The organism is Limnoglobus roseus, assembly GCF_008254045.1.
GTDB classification, from domain to species: Bacteria; Planctomycetota; Planctomycetia; order Gemmatales; family Gemmataceae; genus Limnoglobus; species Limnoglobus roseus.
This window is the reverse complement of record NZ_CP042425.1, coordinates 6,291,200-6,305,447: the sequence shown is the minus strand read 5'-3', so window position 1 is coordinate 6,305,447 and position 14,248 is coordinate 6,291,200. Positions and strand designations below refer to the sequence as shown.

11 protein-coding genes are annotated in these 14,248 nt (G+C 63.0%); 3 read left to right on the top strand and 8 right to left on the bottom strand.

Annotated features, from left to right (window positions below):
- Positions 1-48 precede the first annotated feature (48 nt).
- Together PX52LOC_RS26630 and PX52LOC_RS26625 are read left to right on the top strand one after the other, a co-directional pair.
- Positions 49-693: an RNA polymerase sigma factor gene (locus PX52LOC_RS26630; RefSeq protein ID WP_246173477.1), complete on the top strand. Its 645-nt coding sequence runs from the start codon at positions 49-51 to the stop codon at positions 691-693.
- Positions 683-1,945 carry a hypothetical protein gene (locus PX52LOC_RS26625; protein WP_149112937.1) on the top strand — a complete coding sequence of 421 codons (1,263 nt, stop codon included), beginning with the start codon at positions 683-685 and terminating at the stop codon, positions 1,943-1,945. Before PX52LOC_RS26630 ends, PX52LOC_RS26625 begins: the two co-directional genes overlap by 11 nt.
- 1 nt (position 1,946) lies before the next feature.
- Here PX52LOC_RS26625 and PX52LOC_RS26620 read toward each other — a convergent pair whose 3' ends face one another.
- The 6 genes from PX52LOC_RS26620 to PX52LOC_RS26595 all read right to left on the bottom strand — a co-directional run bounded on the left by PX52LOC_RS26620 (position 1,947) and on the right by PX52LOC_RS26595 (position 11,559).
- Entirely contained in the window at positions 1,947-2,945 is a 999-nt protein-coding gene (locus PX52LOC_RS26620) for an isocitrate/isopropylmalate dehydrogenase family protein (RefSeq protein WP_149112936.1), read from the bottom strand.
- A 28-nt stretch (positions 2,946-2,973) separates the two neighbouring features.
- On the bottom strand, positions 2,974-3,846 hold the full coding sequence (locus PX52LOC_RS26615) for a hypothetical protein (RefSeq protein ID WP_149112935.1): 873 nt from the start codon (positions 3,844-3,846) through the stop codon (positions 2,974-2,976).
- Between the two features lie 683 nt (positions 3,847-4,529).
- Positions 4,530-6,797, bottom strand: a complete 2,268-nt coding sequence (locus PX52LOC_RS26610) for a peptidylprolyl isomerase (protein ID WP_149112934.1) — start codon at positions 6,795-6,797, stop codon at positions 4,530-4,532.
- A 242-nt stretch (positions 6,798-7,039) separates the two neighbouring features.
- Positions 7,040-8,320 (bottom strand): dihydroorotase, encoded by a 1,281-nt coding sequence (locus PX52LOC_RS26605; RefSeq protein ID WP_149112933.1) that lies wholly within the window; start codon positions 8,318-8,320, stop codon positions 7,040-7,042.
- 32 nt (positions 8,321-8,352) lie between these two features.
- Complete coding sequence (locus tag PX52LOC_RS26600) at positions 8,353-9,006, bottom strand: hypothetical protein (protein ID WP_149112932.1); 654 nt, start codon at positions 9,004-9,006, stop codon at positions 8,353-8,355.
- Positions 9,007-9,084: 78 nt separating this feature from the next.
- Complete coding sequence (locus tag PX52LOC_RS26595) at positions 9,085-11,559, bottom strand: BamA/OMP85 family outer membrane protein (RefSeq protein ID WP_149112931.1); 2,475 nt, start codon at positions 11,557-11,559, stop codon at positions 9,085-9,087.
- Positions 11,560-11,719: 160 nt separating this feature from the next.
- On the opposite strand from PX52LOC_RS26595, the gene PX52LOC_RS26590 reads away from it, so the two are divergent.
- The gene (locus tag PX52LOC_RS26590) at positions 11,720-12,379 is read left to right on the top strand and encodes a DUF4337 domain-containing protein (RefSeq protein WP_149112930.1); all 660 of its coding nucleotides are present in this window, start codon (positions 11,720-11,722) and stop codon (positions 12,377-12,379) included.
- A 55-nt stretch (positions 12,380-12,434) separates the two neighbouring features.
- Here PX52LOC_RS26590 and PX52LOC_RS26585 read toward each other — a convergent pair whose 3' ends face one another.
- Together PX52LOC_RS26585 and PX52LOC_RS26580 are read right to left on the bottom strand one after the other, a co-directional pair.
- On the bottom strand, positions 12,435-13,142 hold the full coding sequence (locus PX52LOC_RS26585) for a superoxide dismutase (protein WP_149112929.1): 708 nt from the start codon (positions 13,140-13,142) through the stop codon (positions 12,435-12,437).
- A 77-nt stretch (positions 13,143-13,219) separates the two neighbouring features.
- The gene (locus PX52LOC_RS26580) at positions 13,220-14,218 is read right to left on the bottom strand and encodes an isocitrate/isopropylmalate family dehydrogenase (RefSeq protein ID WP_149112928.1); all 999 of its coding nucleotides are present in this window, start codon (positions 14,216-14,218) and stop codon (positions 13,220-13,222) included.
- Positions 14,219-14,248 lie beyond the last annotated feature (30 nt).

Sequence of the window (14,248 nt, the reverse complement as noted above, 5' to 3'; positions counted from 1 at the left end):
GAGGGCGGGAACTCTTTTCCCCGTGCCGGCGTCAAATTGGCGTATGCCGTGAATAACGATGAGCGCCTCTGGATTGCTGAGTGCTTGAAAGGCCGGACGGAATCGTTCGGACAACTGGTGTTGCGCTACCAGGACCGGCTGTACCACGCCACCCTGCGAATCGCCGACACGCCCGAAGACGCTTATGACGTGGTTCAGGACGCCTTCCTGAACGCCTACCAATCGCTGGCGTCGTTCAAGGGGGATTCGGAGTTTTTTACCTGGCTGTACCGCATCGCGTTTAACGCGGCCATCAGCCAGAAGCGGAAAAAGAAGGCGACGGCCAGCCTCGATACGGGGCGGAACGGCAAGCCGGTCGCCGAGCCGATAGACGAGTCCCACGGGGTCCGGCCGGGGGACACGCTCGAACAAGGCGAGGACGAGGCGAAGTTGCACGAGGCTATCCGCCGACTGTCAACCGAGCACCGGGCCGTGTTGGTGATGAAAGACCTCGACGGCTTGAAGTACGAGGACATTGCCGAGGTGATGGGCGTGCCGATCGGGACTGTGCGAAGCCGGTTGCACCGGGCACGGCTGGAATTGCGATCCTTGTTGGAAGCCGGTGCGGAAACGGCCGGGAAACCGAACCAACTCACCGGGGACGCGGCGGGGTCGGTTCAGGGAGTGGGGACAACCCAAAGTCATGCCGAGTGAACTCGAAAAGCAACTGATCACCGCCGCCGTCGACGGAGAACTGTCGCCCGAGCAAGGGCAGGCTTTTCGCGAACTGCTGGCCCGGTCGCAGACGGCGGCGACCCTTTACGCCGCCCTCTTGGCCGATCGAGAACGCTTGCGGTCCCTCGCACGGCCCGCCGCCCCCCAAGACCTGTGGGCCTCGATTCAGGCGCACATTCCTCAGGCGATCCCCCGCGCGCCGAAGCCCGCCCACCCGTTCCGGCGGGCCTTGGTTCCGGCAGGGATGGCCGCATCCTTCTTATTAGCCGTCGGGGCAGGGGCCCACTGGCTTGCCAGTTCCCAACAACCGCAACGGTTGGCGAAGAATCAACTTCAGCAACTCCCGAAAGACGATCTGCGCCTCACGCCGCCGGATCGTCTAACTCCGCCGATGGGTGACGAGCAACCCGACACGGAATCGCCGGAAGCGACGCAACCCGTCGGCCCTCCCATGCCGCCCGCGGTCGTCGTCACCAATGACGCCCCGCCGAAAACGGCCGACAGTTCGCCGGGGCCGAAGCCTGCGGACTTGCTCACGGCCCCCTCGTTCGGCAGCGACGTCAAGGCGTTCGACCGTGTTGCCGTGAAGTTGCCGCTGCTCAGCCCGTTCGCCGATTTCGCCAACAGCGATTCGCAAAATGCCCTCCGCGAGCGCCTCGGCTTGAACGCCGCCACCCGGGTCGATCTGTTCGCGAAGGATTCCGCCCGCGCCGTCGAACTGCTGACGCAAGCCGGCAAGTCTGTGAACCTCAACCTCATTGTGGAAACCATCGCCGGCGAGCGAATGAAGCGCAAGATGCCCTCGACGTGGATTGTCTACACCGACGCGCTCACGCCGGCCGAGATCACCAAATGGCTCGGCGCGGCCGCCGAAGCCGAGGCGGCCCCCTCACCGTCCGGCAATGTTTTCGGTATCTCCCACGTTCTGGCGGCAACGGCGCACGAGCAGAAGGAGACGCAACAACTCCTGGGGATCGATCTCGGGTTGACGAAGAAGCTTCAAGACCCACCAGCAAACGCCCACATTTCGTCGAAGACGCTGGAACAAGTGACCAGCGCCATTCAGAAGGGCGACCCGGCGAAACCCGCCATCCTGTTGACGTACTTGCCGCCGCTCGTCCGTGTTCACCCGGCTCTCTCGAAGGACGTGAAGCAGTTCCACGAACTCCGCAAGGACCGCAAACCCGGCACGGTACCCGTGATGATCGTCGTCCGCCCGAGCAACGGCTGACTCACGCCGTTAGGTTCGCGATCAACTCCCGCGTGATCGTGGCCGTTGTTCCGTCGCCACCCAGATCTCGGGTGAGCCCGATTCCCCGCTGCAACGTCTTCGCAACCGAAGCCTCGATACGTGCGCCCGCGTCGCGCTCGCCGACGTGATCGAGCATCATCGCCGCGCTGCGGACGACCGCGATCGGGTTCGCCAACCCCTTCCCGGCAATGTCCGGTGCACTTCCGTGAACGGCCTCGAACACGGCGCACCGCGCCCCGAAGTTCGCTCCCGGCACCACCCCCAACCCGCCGACGAGGCCGGCACACAAGTCTGAAACCACGTCGCCGAACAGGTTTTCCATGACCAGCACGTCGAACCGCGTGGGGTCCATCGCGAGTTCAAGGCACACGTTGTCGATCGGTTTTTCTTCGAACTGGATGAACGGGAACTCGTCCGCGACCGCCCGGGCGCAATCCAGGAACAGGCCGTCCGAAAGCCGCATCACGTCCGCCTTGTGGCAGAACGTGACCCGCCGCCGTCCGTGCTGCCGGGCGAACTCGAATGCGTATCGGACGATCCGCTCGGCCGCGTTCTTGGTGATGACGCGCAAGCTCTCGACGACGCCGGGCACAACAACGTGTTCCAGCCCGGCGTACAGCCCTTCGGTGTTTTCCCGCACCACGATCAGGTCCACGTCCGTGTAGGGGACCTTCACGCCCGGCAGTGTCTTCACCGGCCGGACGCTCGCGTACAGGTCGAGCCCTTGCCGCAACCGCACGTTGATGGAGCGATATCCTTTGCCGACCGGGGTAGTGCAGGGGCCTTTGAGTGCGACCCGGTGCCGGCGAATCGTCTCCAGTGTTTCATCGGGTAGCGGCTCGCCGAATTGTTCCGCCGCGCCGAGGCCGGCGGCGGCCGGCACCCACTCGTTTCGAACGCCGGCCGCCTTAACGATCTCGCACGCCGCGCGAGTGACTTCCGGGCCGATGCCGTCGCCCTCGATCATAACGAATTTCATCTCGACTGCTCCCTGCGGGCTGATGCACTCAAGGTATGGAAACGTCGAGGAATTCCGGCTTCAGATTGGCGTGAAGCAGTTCCTGAACGACGGGTGCGAGTTGCCACTTGACGACGGCGTCCAGCACGGCGAGGGAGAGTCCGACTGCTAACCGCGTTCGCCGTCGCCGCCGCGTGCAGAGCGTTCGGCCAGTCATCCGCTCTAGGGAGCGGGATGTCATCTCAAAGATGAGGACCGCGTAGGCTGCCCCTCGAACGAACGACCAAGGGTGCCAGCCGAGGAGGACGGCAATGGTCGGCCGCTCGCTGACCCGAATTAACTGCCCGACGTAGTAATTCATCAGGTCGAGTTCTTGAACGCCGCGGGCCAAGGGCAGTGCGCCGAACGACGTATACGCGGTCAGCGGCACGGCGACGAGGAGCGCGAAATGCGTCGGCAGCCAGGCGCCGCTCTGGTATTCCTGGTCTTCGCCCGACCGAACCCAGCGCCAGGTTTGGTGCCAGTAATCCGAACTCCCCCGAAGCGCTGCGGCAGCCCCGACGGGGTCGGCCGCGCTCAGGGCAATTGCCAAGGCGGAGTGAGAACCGATGGCCAGCGCAACCACGGCGAGCGCGCGGGCGAACTGATCGGCCATCACGCACGGGAGCAGAACCACGGACAGGAACAAGCCCGTCAACAATTGCGTCGGCCATAATCCCAACTCGTAGCCCGCAAGGAGGGGCAGGGCACCGATCGCCAGCGCGGTCGGAATCCATCGGAACCCGCGCACGGCGGGTTCGCACCCGAAGGCAACGGAAGAGACTGCCTTCGCGACTTTCGCCGGAGGCCGCCAGGGCCAGATCCAGAACCCCCGGCGTTCCCGCGCGACCGCGTGCGTCGGGGATGGCGTGGGTGCGGTCATCGGTTACTTCAAAGGGATGATCAGGAACCCCGTGGTGAGATACAGGATCACGTTGCCCACTCCGAAGATCGCGATGAAGATTAGGATGCCCATGAAGCCCGATCCTTCGTCGTCATCCGCCATCGGCCACCTCCGGTGAGTGAGTTTGTTCGGACAGAAAAACGAGTCTGCCGAAGTTACCACAGGCGGCGCGAAACGCAATTGCGAAATCGACCGGCTTCGGCGATCGTCGCTCATCCGGAAGCAGATAACGAAGGACGTAATGTACCCGTTCGCGATGCGACGGCTTTCCCGTTGTGGCTCGATTGTCCAGAATCGAGGCGATCCAATCCTGCCCGGCTGCCCTTAAGTTAGCCGCACAACAACGTCCGATAATGTATATTATGTTATTTTACGATGTGCGATTATGCCCGCATTTCAAGCCTTTTCATCTACCCCTGAGATCGCGGGCTTCCACGGCGCTCGACCGCAATCGCTGGCTCGGGTTTCCGCCTTCTTTGCCCCGGCCGCCGGCAATTCGAATCGCCATCGCCCGGCTCATGGCCTCGGGAGCCAGACTGAGTGGTCCCAGGTTGTTTGGTTTTTTGAAAGAATTGCTCATCTGCAAAACGCCACGGCCGGCGGCACGAAATCAGTTTCGTGCCGCCGGCCGTGAGAAAAATGGTCGACCGAATTCCTGTCTATCACGAGGACGGGAAGATCCCTTGGTCGATCGGGCTGAACTCCGTCGGGCTGGCAGTCGACTCGTCCGAAAACTCGAAGACCTGAATGTTTCGCACGCCGTTTGCCCCCACCGCTCCTGCCCCGACGCGGCGGCCAGCGGTGTCGGTTTGCGATCCCGCGAAGAACGAACCGAGGGACGTCGGAACCGGGAAGCCGTCGTCGCGGCGGGCGGTGAAGACGCTAACGGCCGGTGCCCCGCCTTGACCGGGGGTGGTCAGGATTTGGTACTGCTCGCCGCCCCGCAGGTCGGAGAGGGAGATGACGACGCCGCTCCGCAGGTTCGAGTCGTACGCAAAGTAGTTCAGCACGACCTTATCTTGAACGAAGTCGTACAGGCTCACCCGCGGCCCGCCGCCGAGACCCGCGCCGACCAGGATCTGGGCGTACCCCTTGCCGAGTGCGTCCTTCGCGTCAACGTAGAGGCCGCCGCGGAAGGTGTCTTCAAAGATCGTCAACGTCCGCAACAGCGTCCCGTCGGTCCCGTCGAAGACTTTAATGACCGGCGCGCCGCCCAAGCCGGCGACGGTCACGAGGTCGGCCTGCCCGTCGCCGGTCACGTCGGCCACGGCCACCCGGACGCCGCCGGTGAAGCTCGCCTCGAACGGTTGGGCCGTGAAACGCTCGGTGCTGTCGGCGTTTTTCGCGACGACGACCGGCAGACCGCCCTGGGCCACCGGGCTGGCGGTAATCGCCTCCGGGGCCGTGCCCACGACGACGGTCAGAGTTACGGTGTTCGACGTGGCCGTCGAAGCCGAGCCGCTCGTCGGCGTGAACTGGGCGGTGATGGTGTGCGTGCCGGTCGTGGTGAACACGGTGCTGAGGTTCGACCGCCCGTCGAGCAGCCGTGTCGATCCGAGCAACGTCGTCCCGTCGAAGAAACTGACCGTCCCGCCACCCGCCGTGTCGCTGCCGGAAACATTCGCGGTGAGCAGGACGGTGCGGTTGGCCTGCGGTGAAGTTTTCGATGCCGTCAACGCCACGGTCGCGGGGCCGGCCGCTGTGACCGTGACCGTGACCGTTTGGGTGTCGAAATTCGATGCCGTGTTCACACCCGACCCCACGCGGTCGGTGTTGTCGCGGACACCGACGAGCAGCGTGACCGTGCCGGTGAAGCCGCTGGCCGCGGTGACGGTTAGTTCGCCAGTGGTGTTGTTCACGCTCGTCGTCACGTTCGCGGGCGTGCCGAAGAGGTTGCCCGGTACACCGACGCGGTACGTCAAAGCTGCGTTGTCGTTGTCCAGGTTCACGACCGGCAGCACGACGGTCGTCGAACTGCCCGAGGTCACGGAGATGTTCGGGATGTTCTGCAGATAGGGCCGATCGTCGGCCGTGTCGGCGACGGCGTTGACCGCGAAGGTCTTCGATTGGGTCGCGTTGTCGCCATCGACCCCGTTCACGGTGATGGTGGCCGTGCCCGTAAAGCCGCTGGCCGCCTGAACCCGTAACACGCCGTTCGCGTTGTCCGTGATGATGCTGGCGTTCGTGATCGTGGCCGGGTTCTGCGCCTGGTCCGTCGTCCCGTTCTTGAGCGTACCCTGAATGATCTTCTCGAACGTATCAAAGCCGCTCGTGAGTTGGCCGAAGATCGTGTGGTTGAAGTTCAGGTATTGCGGCCGGTTCGCGAGCGGCACGTCGATGTCGGTCACGAAGAACTGCGTGCCGTTCGCGTCGTCGGTGGCGTTGGCGAACGCCAGAATGCCCTGGCTGTTGAAGGTGTAATCGGGATTGTACTCGTCCTGAAGGTCGGGCACGACGCCGCCCGGGTCGGCGGCCGTGTTGTTCGACGACCCACCCTGAATCACGAAGTTGTCCGCGGTGCGGAAGAATGTTTTGTTGTTGTAGAACCCCTGCCCCACGAGATCGACGATCCGCTGCACGGCCAGTGGCGCGGCGTCGGCGAACAAGCGGAACGTCAGCGTGCCGGTGAACGCCGCGCCGTTCTTGTCGATCCCGGACACGTCGAGTTTCAGCGTCTGACCGGCCGCCAGAACGCTGACCGTCACGTTCGCGTCGCTGCTCGACGCGGTGTAGGTCGTCGTTCCGTTCACCGTGGCGGTGTTCGTGAGGGGCACGAACAGCGGCTTGTTGTTCGAGAAGTCGGAATTACTGATGTCCGATAACGTGACGGACGGGACTTCACGACCTTCCAGCAGTTCGGCAGATAATCGGATTTTTTGCTGCGGGCGGGGTGCGGGAGCCAACCATCGTGTAATCGCGCGAAGCGGCATCGTTGAACCTCGGTGCAATTCGGACGGAGTTTCTGCTAACTATGACGAGTGTTCGGTCGGATTCGTTGTGGGGCATCGGTTAAAATGCCCTTGCATCTTAGGCTACCAGGCTTTGTCCACCACTGACAAGGAGTGTCTGTTTCGAAAGACATACTCGCGTCACTCTACCCAGTCGGCACAGCCCGCAAATACGGCAGCCTGAGAACAAACGACCCCGATGGAAGTGGGCGACGCGAGCATTTTCACTTCAGACGGCTCATCTTCACGGCACCGCGGACGATGGTGGCCATCGCTCGACTTTTCACCTTCCAACCGTGGAACGGGCTGTTCCGGCTCTTGGTTTCGAAGGCGTTCACGTCGATGACCCATTCGACATTCGGGTCGATCACCGTCACGTCGGCCTTTTTGCCTACCTGTAGCGTACCCCGCTCGATGCCTAGAACCTTCGCCGGATTGATGGTCATTTTCTCGATCATCTGCGGCCACGTCAAAACGCCCGTCTCGACCAGAAAGGTCGTACAGAGCGGGAGGAAGGTTTCGAGGCCGATGATGCCGTTGGGAGTTTGGTCGAACTCCTTGGCCTTCTTTTCGGGCGCGTGCGGGGCGTGATCGGTCGCAAGTACCGATAGCGTGCCGTCCTCCAGCCCGGTCAAGATGGCATCCACATCTTGCTGAGTCCGTAGGGGCGGCGACATCTTGTAATTGCTGTCGAAGCGTTCGAGTTCCTTGTCGGTCAGGATGAAGTGGTGCGGGCAGGCTTCGCCACTGCACCGGATGCCCTTCGCGATCCCCTGCCGGAGCAGGTCCACACCGCCGGCCGTCGAGACGTGCAGGATGTGGACCTTGCCGCCGGTCAGCTCCGCGAGCATGATGTCGCGGGCGATCATGATGTCCTCGGCCACGGCCGGCATCCCGCGGAGGCCGAGGCGGAGCGAGACTTCGCCCTCGCTCATGACGCCACCCTGCGTCAGTTCGAGAATCTCGGCATGGACGAGAATCGCCTTGTCGAACATCTTCGTGTATTCGAGTGCCCGCCGCATGATCTCGGCGTTGAACACCGGCGACCCGTCGTCGGTAAAGGCGACGGCCCCGCCGTCGACAAGTTTGCCGATCTCGGCGAGTTCCTTCCCTTCCCGCGCTTTCGTGACGGCCCCGATCGGGAACACGTTACAGTTGCCGGCCCGTTTTGCTTGCAGGATGACGAACTCGGCCGCGTCGCGGGTGTCGAGGGGCGGTTCCGTGTTCGGCATGCACGCCACGGACGTGACGCCGCCGGCGATGGCGGCCCGCGTACCTGTTTCGATGGTTTCGTCTTCCTCGCGGCCCGGTTCCCGCAGGTGGACGTGCATGTCGATCAACCCCGGCGAGACGATCATGCCGGTGCAATCGAGTACCTCATCGGGTGGCTTCGGGGGCGAGCCGAGTCCGCCGATCTTATCGTCGGCGATCCACAGATCGGTAACGCGGTCGAGATTCTGTGACGGGTCGATGACCCGCCCGTTGCGGAGGAGCAGTGTTGGCATAGTGGGGTTGTTGTAGGACGTGGCGGGCGTTGTTACACGCACACTTCGAGGGTCAGAAAGTTGTCCGGCTCTTTCGCGTACAGGGCCGCCGCCTGGCGCAGCGTTTTGATCCGATCCGCGTGCCAGGAGTTCTCAAGTTGCGGCAGTCCATCCGGATACGGAAACTCTCGCAGGTGCTGCTCCTGAATCAGCATCGCGCGAATCTTTCGGATGCGCTCTTCTCCCACGATCTCGCACGTGAGAAAGAGGGCGTACTTGATCTTCGTGACCGGCAAACCGGCGTCCTGCTTCACCTGCCCTTGCGCAAACCGTTCGGCGACCTCGTTCAGTACGAAGTTGAGAAGGAACCAGCGGTCGGCCTTGGCGATGGGCAGAATGGGAGCGTCGGCGGTACACCGCTTTGCGGCGTCCGTCACCTTGTTGATCGCGATCTGGTTGAGAAAGACCGTGTCGAGGGAGTCTTCCATCACGGTGCGGATCTTCAGGAAGCCGTCGGCGAAGATGTTGAGACTGACGATGACGCGGCCGAAGAACTCCTTTTTCTTCCACTCGCGGCCGGCCTTCAACCGGCCCCACCACCGCCCGAGGAGGAACGACCCGGCCGACACGATGGCACCCGCAATGAGGGCGGGGAGCTTGCCGAGCACTTCGTTGAAGAGATCGGCGGGGAGTTCGCTAAACAACATGAACCACCTACATCGGGCCAGGCGAACGGGCCGGGGCATTTTCACCCCTTCACCCGCCCACCCCTTCACCCAATCATCCTACTGGCCGCCGAACAGGCCGATGTAGAAGGCGAAGACTTGCTTGTTGTCCGTGTCCGTCCTGTTGAGCGGGAACGCGAAGTCGAACGCCACCGGCACCGGGCCAAGGGCTGGGATCGAAACGCGGAACCCGAAGCCGGCCGACACGCGGTAGTCCTTAATCGCGATGGACTGCTCGACGGTCCCGTGGTCGAGGAAGGTCACGAAGAAGAGCGAGTCCTTCGCGTTCAGCGGAATCTGATACTCCATCGTGTTCAGGAACGAGAACGTACCCCCGGTGAAGTACTTATTGCCGTAGGCCGAGTAAGACGCCGGGCCGACGCCGCGGAAGCTAAAGCCGCGGATGCTTCGGAAGCCGCCGGCGAAGAACCGCTCGAACACCGGTGCGTCGCTCGACGTGGCCGACACTTGCGACCGCAACGCGAACACGTGCTTGCCGCTGCCGTCCTTCCGCTGGAGGTACTCACTGGAGAAGAATTTCGTGAACTCGGCCGTGCCGATGGGCACGGTGTAGTCGCCGAGGAGTTGTTCGTACGCCAGGTCGAACACGCTCCCGGTCGTCGGGAAGACGTAACTGTCCCGCGAGTCGCGGGTGATCCCCGGCCGGATGCCGACGATGGTCGAGTGGCCGCGGTCGCGGGTAATCGCATCGGGGGCGTCGATGGGCAGGTTCTTGATGTTCACGTCTTCAATCCGCGTCGTCAGGTTCGTCCGCCAGTACAGGTCGAGGCGGCGGTCGAGGCTGACCCGTGCGCCGACGCGGTTTTCGTCATACTCGGCGTACCCGCGGTTGTAGTAGTAGCCGCTGGTCGTCAGGCCGTAGTTCGTGTTGAACAAGTACGGCTCGCGGAAGGTCGCCGTGTACCGCTGGTAGAGTGTACCGGGCTGGGCTTCCAACCGCAGTTCCTGCCCTGCCCCGCGGAACGCCCGGCCGTTCAAGAAGTCGTCGAGGCTCGTCGGCACGCGGAGGATGTCGAAGTTCCGCTCGTTGATGGCGATGTTGCCGGTCAGACCGGAGTTCGAGTTGACCGCCCCGCCGATCATGAACTGGCCGGTGCGGGTCTCCTTCACGGTCACGATCACGTCTTTGAAGGTGCTGTCCACGTCGCTCTGGCGGACCTCGACGGTCGGCGGCGCTTCCATGTCGAAGATGCCGCGGCGGTAGAGGTTGAGTTTCGCCACTTCGAGCGACGGGTACTGAAGGACTTGCCCCTCGCGGATGCCGGCCATGCCGAGTTCGTTGCGGATGACGCGGTCCATCGTGACCTCGTTCCCGCGAATCTCGATTCGGCCGATGCGGTCCGGTTCCCGCTGAAGTGGGAAGCCGTCGTCGAGGGGCACCTGGTGCGACACGCGGCGGACCGGTGGCGTTTTCGATGCGCCGGCCCCGCCGTCGCGGGCACCGGGTTCGAGGAGTTGATAGATCACGTCCACGAAGCCGGGCTTGCCCGCCACGGCGATCCACTGTTCTTCGCAAACGACGTAGTACCCGCGGTAGCCGTAGTAGTTCTTGATCCGCGCCGCGTCGGCCGCGATCACGTCGCGGTCGTACCGCTCGCCCTGCTTCAACTCGATCAGCCTTCGCAGCGGTTCGGCGGTGAAGATCTTGTTCCCCTCGAGGCGGATCTCCCGCACCTTGTAGACCGCTCCCTCGTCGACGTGGAAGATGATCTCGACGCTACTCAGGTCGCGCGACGGGATGACTTCCTCCTGCACACGGGCCTCCAGGTAGCCGAGCTTGTGGAAGTAGTTAATGATTTTCTTCTTGTCGTCCTCGACCTGGAGCACGTTGTACTTGTCGTTGATGAACCGGATGATCCCGTACAGAGGTGCCTTGATCGTCAACTGTGTCGAGACCCGGCCCGACGACGTCTGCTGGCAACCGCGGATCGACGCCCGGCTGACTTTCACGACCGGGCCTTCGACGATGTTGAACACCACCCGCTTGTCGGTGATCTTGGTCCCCTCCATCAGCCGGCAGGTCGCGTACGCCCGGCCGTCTTCCTTCAATTTGTTCTCGATGATTTGCGCGGCCGCCTCGTTGAAGGCCGGGTTCAGGGCACTTCCCTTGCGGATACCCGTCAGTTGCAAAAGTGTGTCTTTCCCGATGTGCTGCGCGCCGATGAATTCTACCGAGTCGACGACGCTATTCAGTTCGATCAACTTGAGGTAGATCGTCACCTTGCCGTCGCCCGAAACAGTCGTCTCGACCTGCACCCCGTCCGGAGCGAACCACTTCGTCGCGATGAGCTTCCGCACGTCCTCGTTCATTTGGGCTTCGTCGTACGTCTTGCCCGGCCGCATTTGCATTTGGCTAAGGATGTGCTCCTTCGGGTGGAGGCGGTTGTTCACCGGTACCACGTCCGCGATCAGTTTGCCGACGGGCGATTCGCCGGCCGTAATCGGGCCGACGGAGATCCCGCAGCCGAGAACGGCGAGGGCCAGCAATCCCAGGTAGGCCGGGCGGACAATCATCGGTCAACTCCCCTCGACCAGATCGCGAACCTTGCGCACGGGTGACGGAATAACCGCGGGGAAAAAAGCTGTCAAGCTCGGCCAAATCGTCTATCTTCCCTGGCCGGAAATCGATAGTTCCTCCTTCGATTCGCCCGCCGCGACACCCGGAGGCACCCCAATGGCCGAAGTCGAAATTCCCAATCCGCAAGAGGTGAAGGAGAAGGCCGAGAACCCGTTTACGAGAGTGATCGCGTTGTCGGTCGCATTCTACGCCGTCGGTTTGGCCATCGCGTCCTTCGGCGGTCACAACGCGGCGAAGGAGATGATGCTGTGCAAGCAGGACGAGGTGAAGGCCGAGAGCGTCTCGCGGCAGGAAGCGTTCAACGTCTGGAACCAGTTCCAGTCGAAATCGACCCGCGAGGCACTCTACAAGAACGAGCGGACCCAGTTGGAAGCCGAGCAGAAGGGAAGTCCGGCACAGTTCCCGGCGTACAAAGCGGAACTACTCAAGCAGTACGTCGAAGACGAGAGGCGGATGAAGGTCGACAAGGACGAGTTGGCCGGGAAGGCGAAGACTATCCAAACGGACGGCGAAAAGAAGGTCCGGGACATCCAAGAGAAGTTGGACCGCTATCAGCGGAAAGACCCGTACTTCGACTTCGCCGAGGTGGCGTTCCAGCTCGCGATCGTATTGGCCTCTGTGGCGATGCTGTCGGAAAAGCGTTGGGCATTCATCGTGAGCATTGTCCTGGCGATCGTGGCCCTCGTGCTAACTCTGAATGGGTTTCTGCTGCTCTTTCCGATTCCCGGTCTCGACGAAGGCGCGCCGGGAGCATAATGACGGGTTTCAACTCCGCGGGGCGAGAGGTTGATATCCTCCCGCCCCGCGACGATCAGGCTTTCTTCGCCTTCGAATAGTGCTCGGCGACCGCGTCCCAGTTAATGACGTTCTGGAACGCTTCCAGGTACTTCGGCCGCAGGTTGCGGTACTTCAAATAATAAGCGTGTTCCCACACATCCACGCCGAGGATCGGAGCCGGGCCGCCGTCCATCACGGGGTTGTCCTGGTTCGGCGAACTGACGATCGCCAGAGGCTTCTCCTTGCCCGGCACGAGCCACGCCCAACCGCTGCCGAACCGCTTCGTGGCGGCCTCGTTGAACGCGACCTTGAACTTGTCGAGCGAGCCGAACGAGTCGTCGATCGCCTTGAGCAGATCGCCCTTCGGAGCGGGGGCGGGCGACTTCGTCATGATGTTCCAGAAGAACGTGTGGTTCCAGTGGCCGCCGCCGTTGTTGCGAACGCCGGCGCGCGCCGTTTCGGGAATCGCATTCAGGTTGGTCAGCACTTCCTCGATCGGCTTGCCCAGCATGGCCGGGGCGTTCTTGGTGAGCAAGTCGTTGAGGTTCGTGACGTAGGCTTGGTGGTGCTTGTCGTGGTGAATCAGCATCGTCTCGGCGTCGATGTGCGGCTCGAGCGCGTCGTAGGCGTAGGGGAGCTTCGGCAGCGTGAACCCGGCGGCGGGCGCGCCTTGAGCGACGGCGAGCGTGGGGAGCAGGACCGTGGCGGCCGAGGCTTGTAACATCTGGCGGCGGGAAATCATGAGCGGGTCTCCGGTCGTGGGAAGGGGAGGCGGGCAGAACAATCCTAGTCATCCGGCCTGTCGGGGCAAACGGGCGGTCACAACATCTCGATCAATCGTGTCGTGAACGCGGTCGTCGTGGCCGAGCCGCCGAGGTCGCGGGTTCGCACGTCGGTCGTGGTCATCAGCTTCGTCAGGGCTTGCTCGATTCGGTCGGCCGCCGTTGTTTCGCCGAGGTCACGGAGCATCTGAATCGTCGGCAGAACCAGCGGCAACGGGTTCGCGGTGTCCAGCGGCACGGCATCGTGCGTGGCCCCGTAGACCGCTTCGTACACCTTCACGCCGTCGCCGACGTTCACCGCCGAGGTCGCACTGATGCCGCCGACGAGCCCGGCCCCCAGGTCGCTAAGCAGGTCGCCGTAGAGGTTGCCGGCCGCCACCACTTCGAACTGCTGCGGCCGGCTGACGAGTTGCATACAGGCGTTGTCCACGATCATCTCTTTCGCCGCGATCTCCGGGAAGCCCTTCGCCACCTTGCGGAAGCAGTCGAGGTACAGTCCGTCGGCGAGCTTCAAGATGTTCGCCTTGTGGATGCAATGGACCGACTTCCGCCCCTTCCGCTGGGCGAGGTCGAAGGTGTAGCGGAAGAAGCGAACACAGGCCGCCTCGGTGACGATCTTGAAACTCTGCACCACGCCCGGCACGACCTCGTGTTCGCTCGCGGTGTACAGGTCTTCGGTGATCTCCCGGACGAGGTGGAAGTCCACACCCTGGAACCGACTCGGCAGGCCGGGGATGTTGTGCGTCGGCCGCACCGACGCGAACAGGCCGAGCCGCCGGCGGAACTCGACGTTGACGTTTGCCGGGAGCTTGGTGGACGTTGATTTCGGCGGGAGCAGCTTCGTCTTGAGGGCCACGCCGTTCCGCTTGATCGACTCCAGCGCCTCAGCCGGGATCGGGTCGCCGCCTTCGACCGCGGCCGCGCACGCGAACGTTTGAAAGTGGATCGGCACGCCGACGGCCTCGATGATCCGCCGCACGGCCTGTTCTTGATCGTGGCCGATGCCGCCGCCCTGAATGAACGTCACCGCTCGCATGGTTCCACCTCGAAGGTCAGGCTAATCTAC

Excerpts from the sequence above, each read along its gene's own strand:
- PX52LOC_RS26625 (WP_149112937.1), top strand. The coding sequence starts at position 683 with ATGCCGAGTGAACTCGAAAAGCAACTGATCACCGCCGCCGTCGACGGA.
- PX52LOC_RS26620 (WP_149112936.1), bottom strand. The coding sequence starts at position 2,945 with ATGAAATTCGTTATGATCGAGGGCGACGGCATCGGCCCGGAAGTCACT.
- PX52LOC_RS26615 (WP_149112935.1), bottom strand. The coding sequence starts at position 3,846 with ATGACCGCACCCACGCCATCCCCGACGCACGCGGTCGCGCGGGAACGC.
- PX52LOC_RS26610 (WP_149112934.1), bottom strand. The coding sequence starts at position 6,797 with ATGCCGCTTCGCGCGATTACACGATGGTTGGCTCCCGCACCCCGCCCG.
- PX52LOC_RS26605 (WP_149112933.1), bottom strand. The coding sequence starts at position 8,320 with ATGCCAACACTGCTCCTCCGCAACGGGCGGGTCATCGACCCGTCACAG.
- PX52LOC_RS26600 (WP_149112932.1), bottom strand. The coding sequence starts at position 9,006 with ATGTTGTTTAGCGAACTCCCCGCCGATCTCTTCAACGAAGTGCTCGGC.
- PX52LOC_RS26595 (WP_149112931.1), bottom strand. The coding sequence starts at position 11,559 with ATGATTGTCCGCCCGGCCTACCTGGGATTGCTGGCCCTCGCCGTTCTC.
- PX52LOC_RS26590 (WP_149112930.1), top strand. The coding sequence starts at position 11,720 with ATGGCCGAAGTCGAAATTCCCAATCCGCAAGAGGTGAAGGAGAAGGCC.
- PX52LOC_RS26585 (WP_149112929.1), bottom strand. The coding sequence starts at position 13,142 with ATGATTTCCCGCCGCCAGATGTTACAAGCCTCGGCCGCCACGGTCCTG.
- PX52LOC_RS26580 (WP_149112928.1), bottom strand. The coding sequence starts at position 14,218 with ATGCGAGCGGTGACGTTCATTCAGGGCGGCGGCATCGGCCACGATCAA.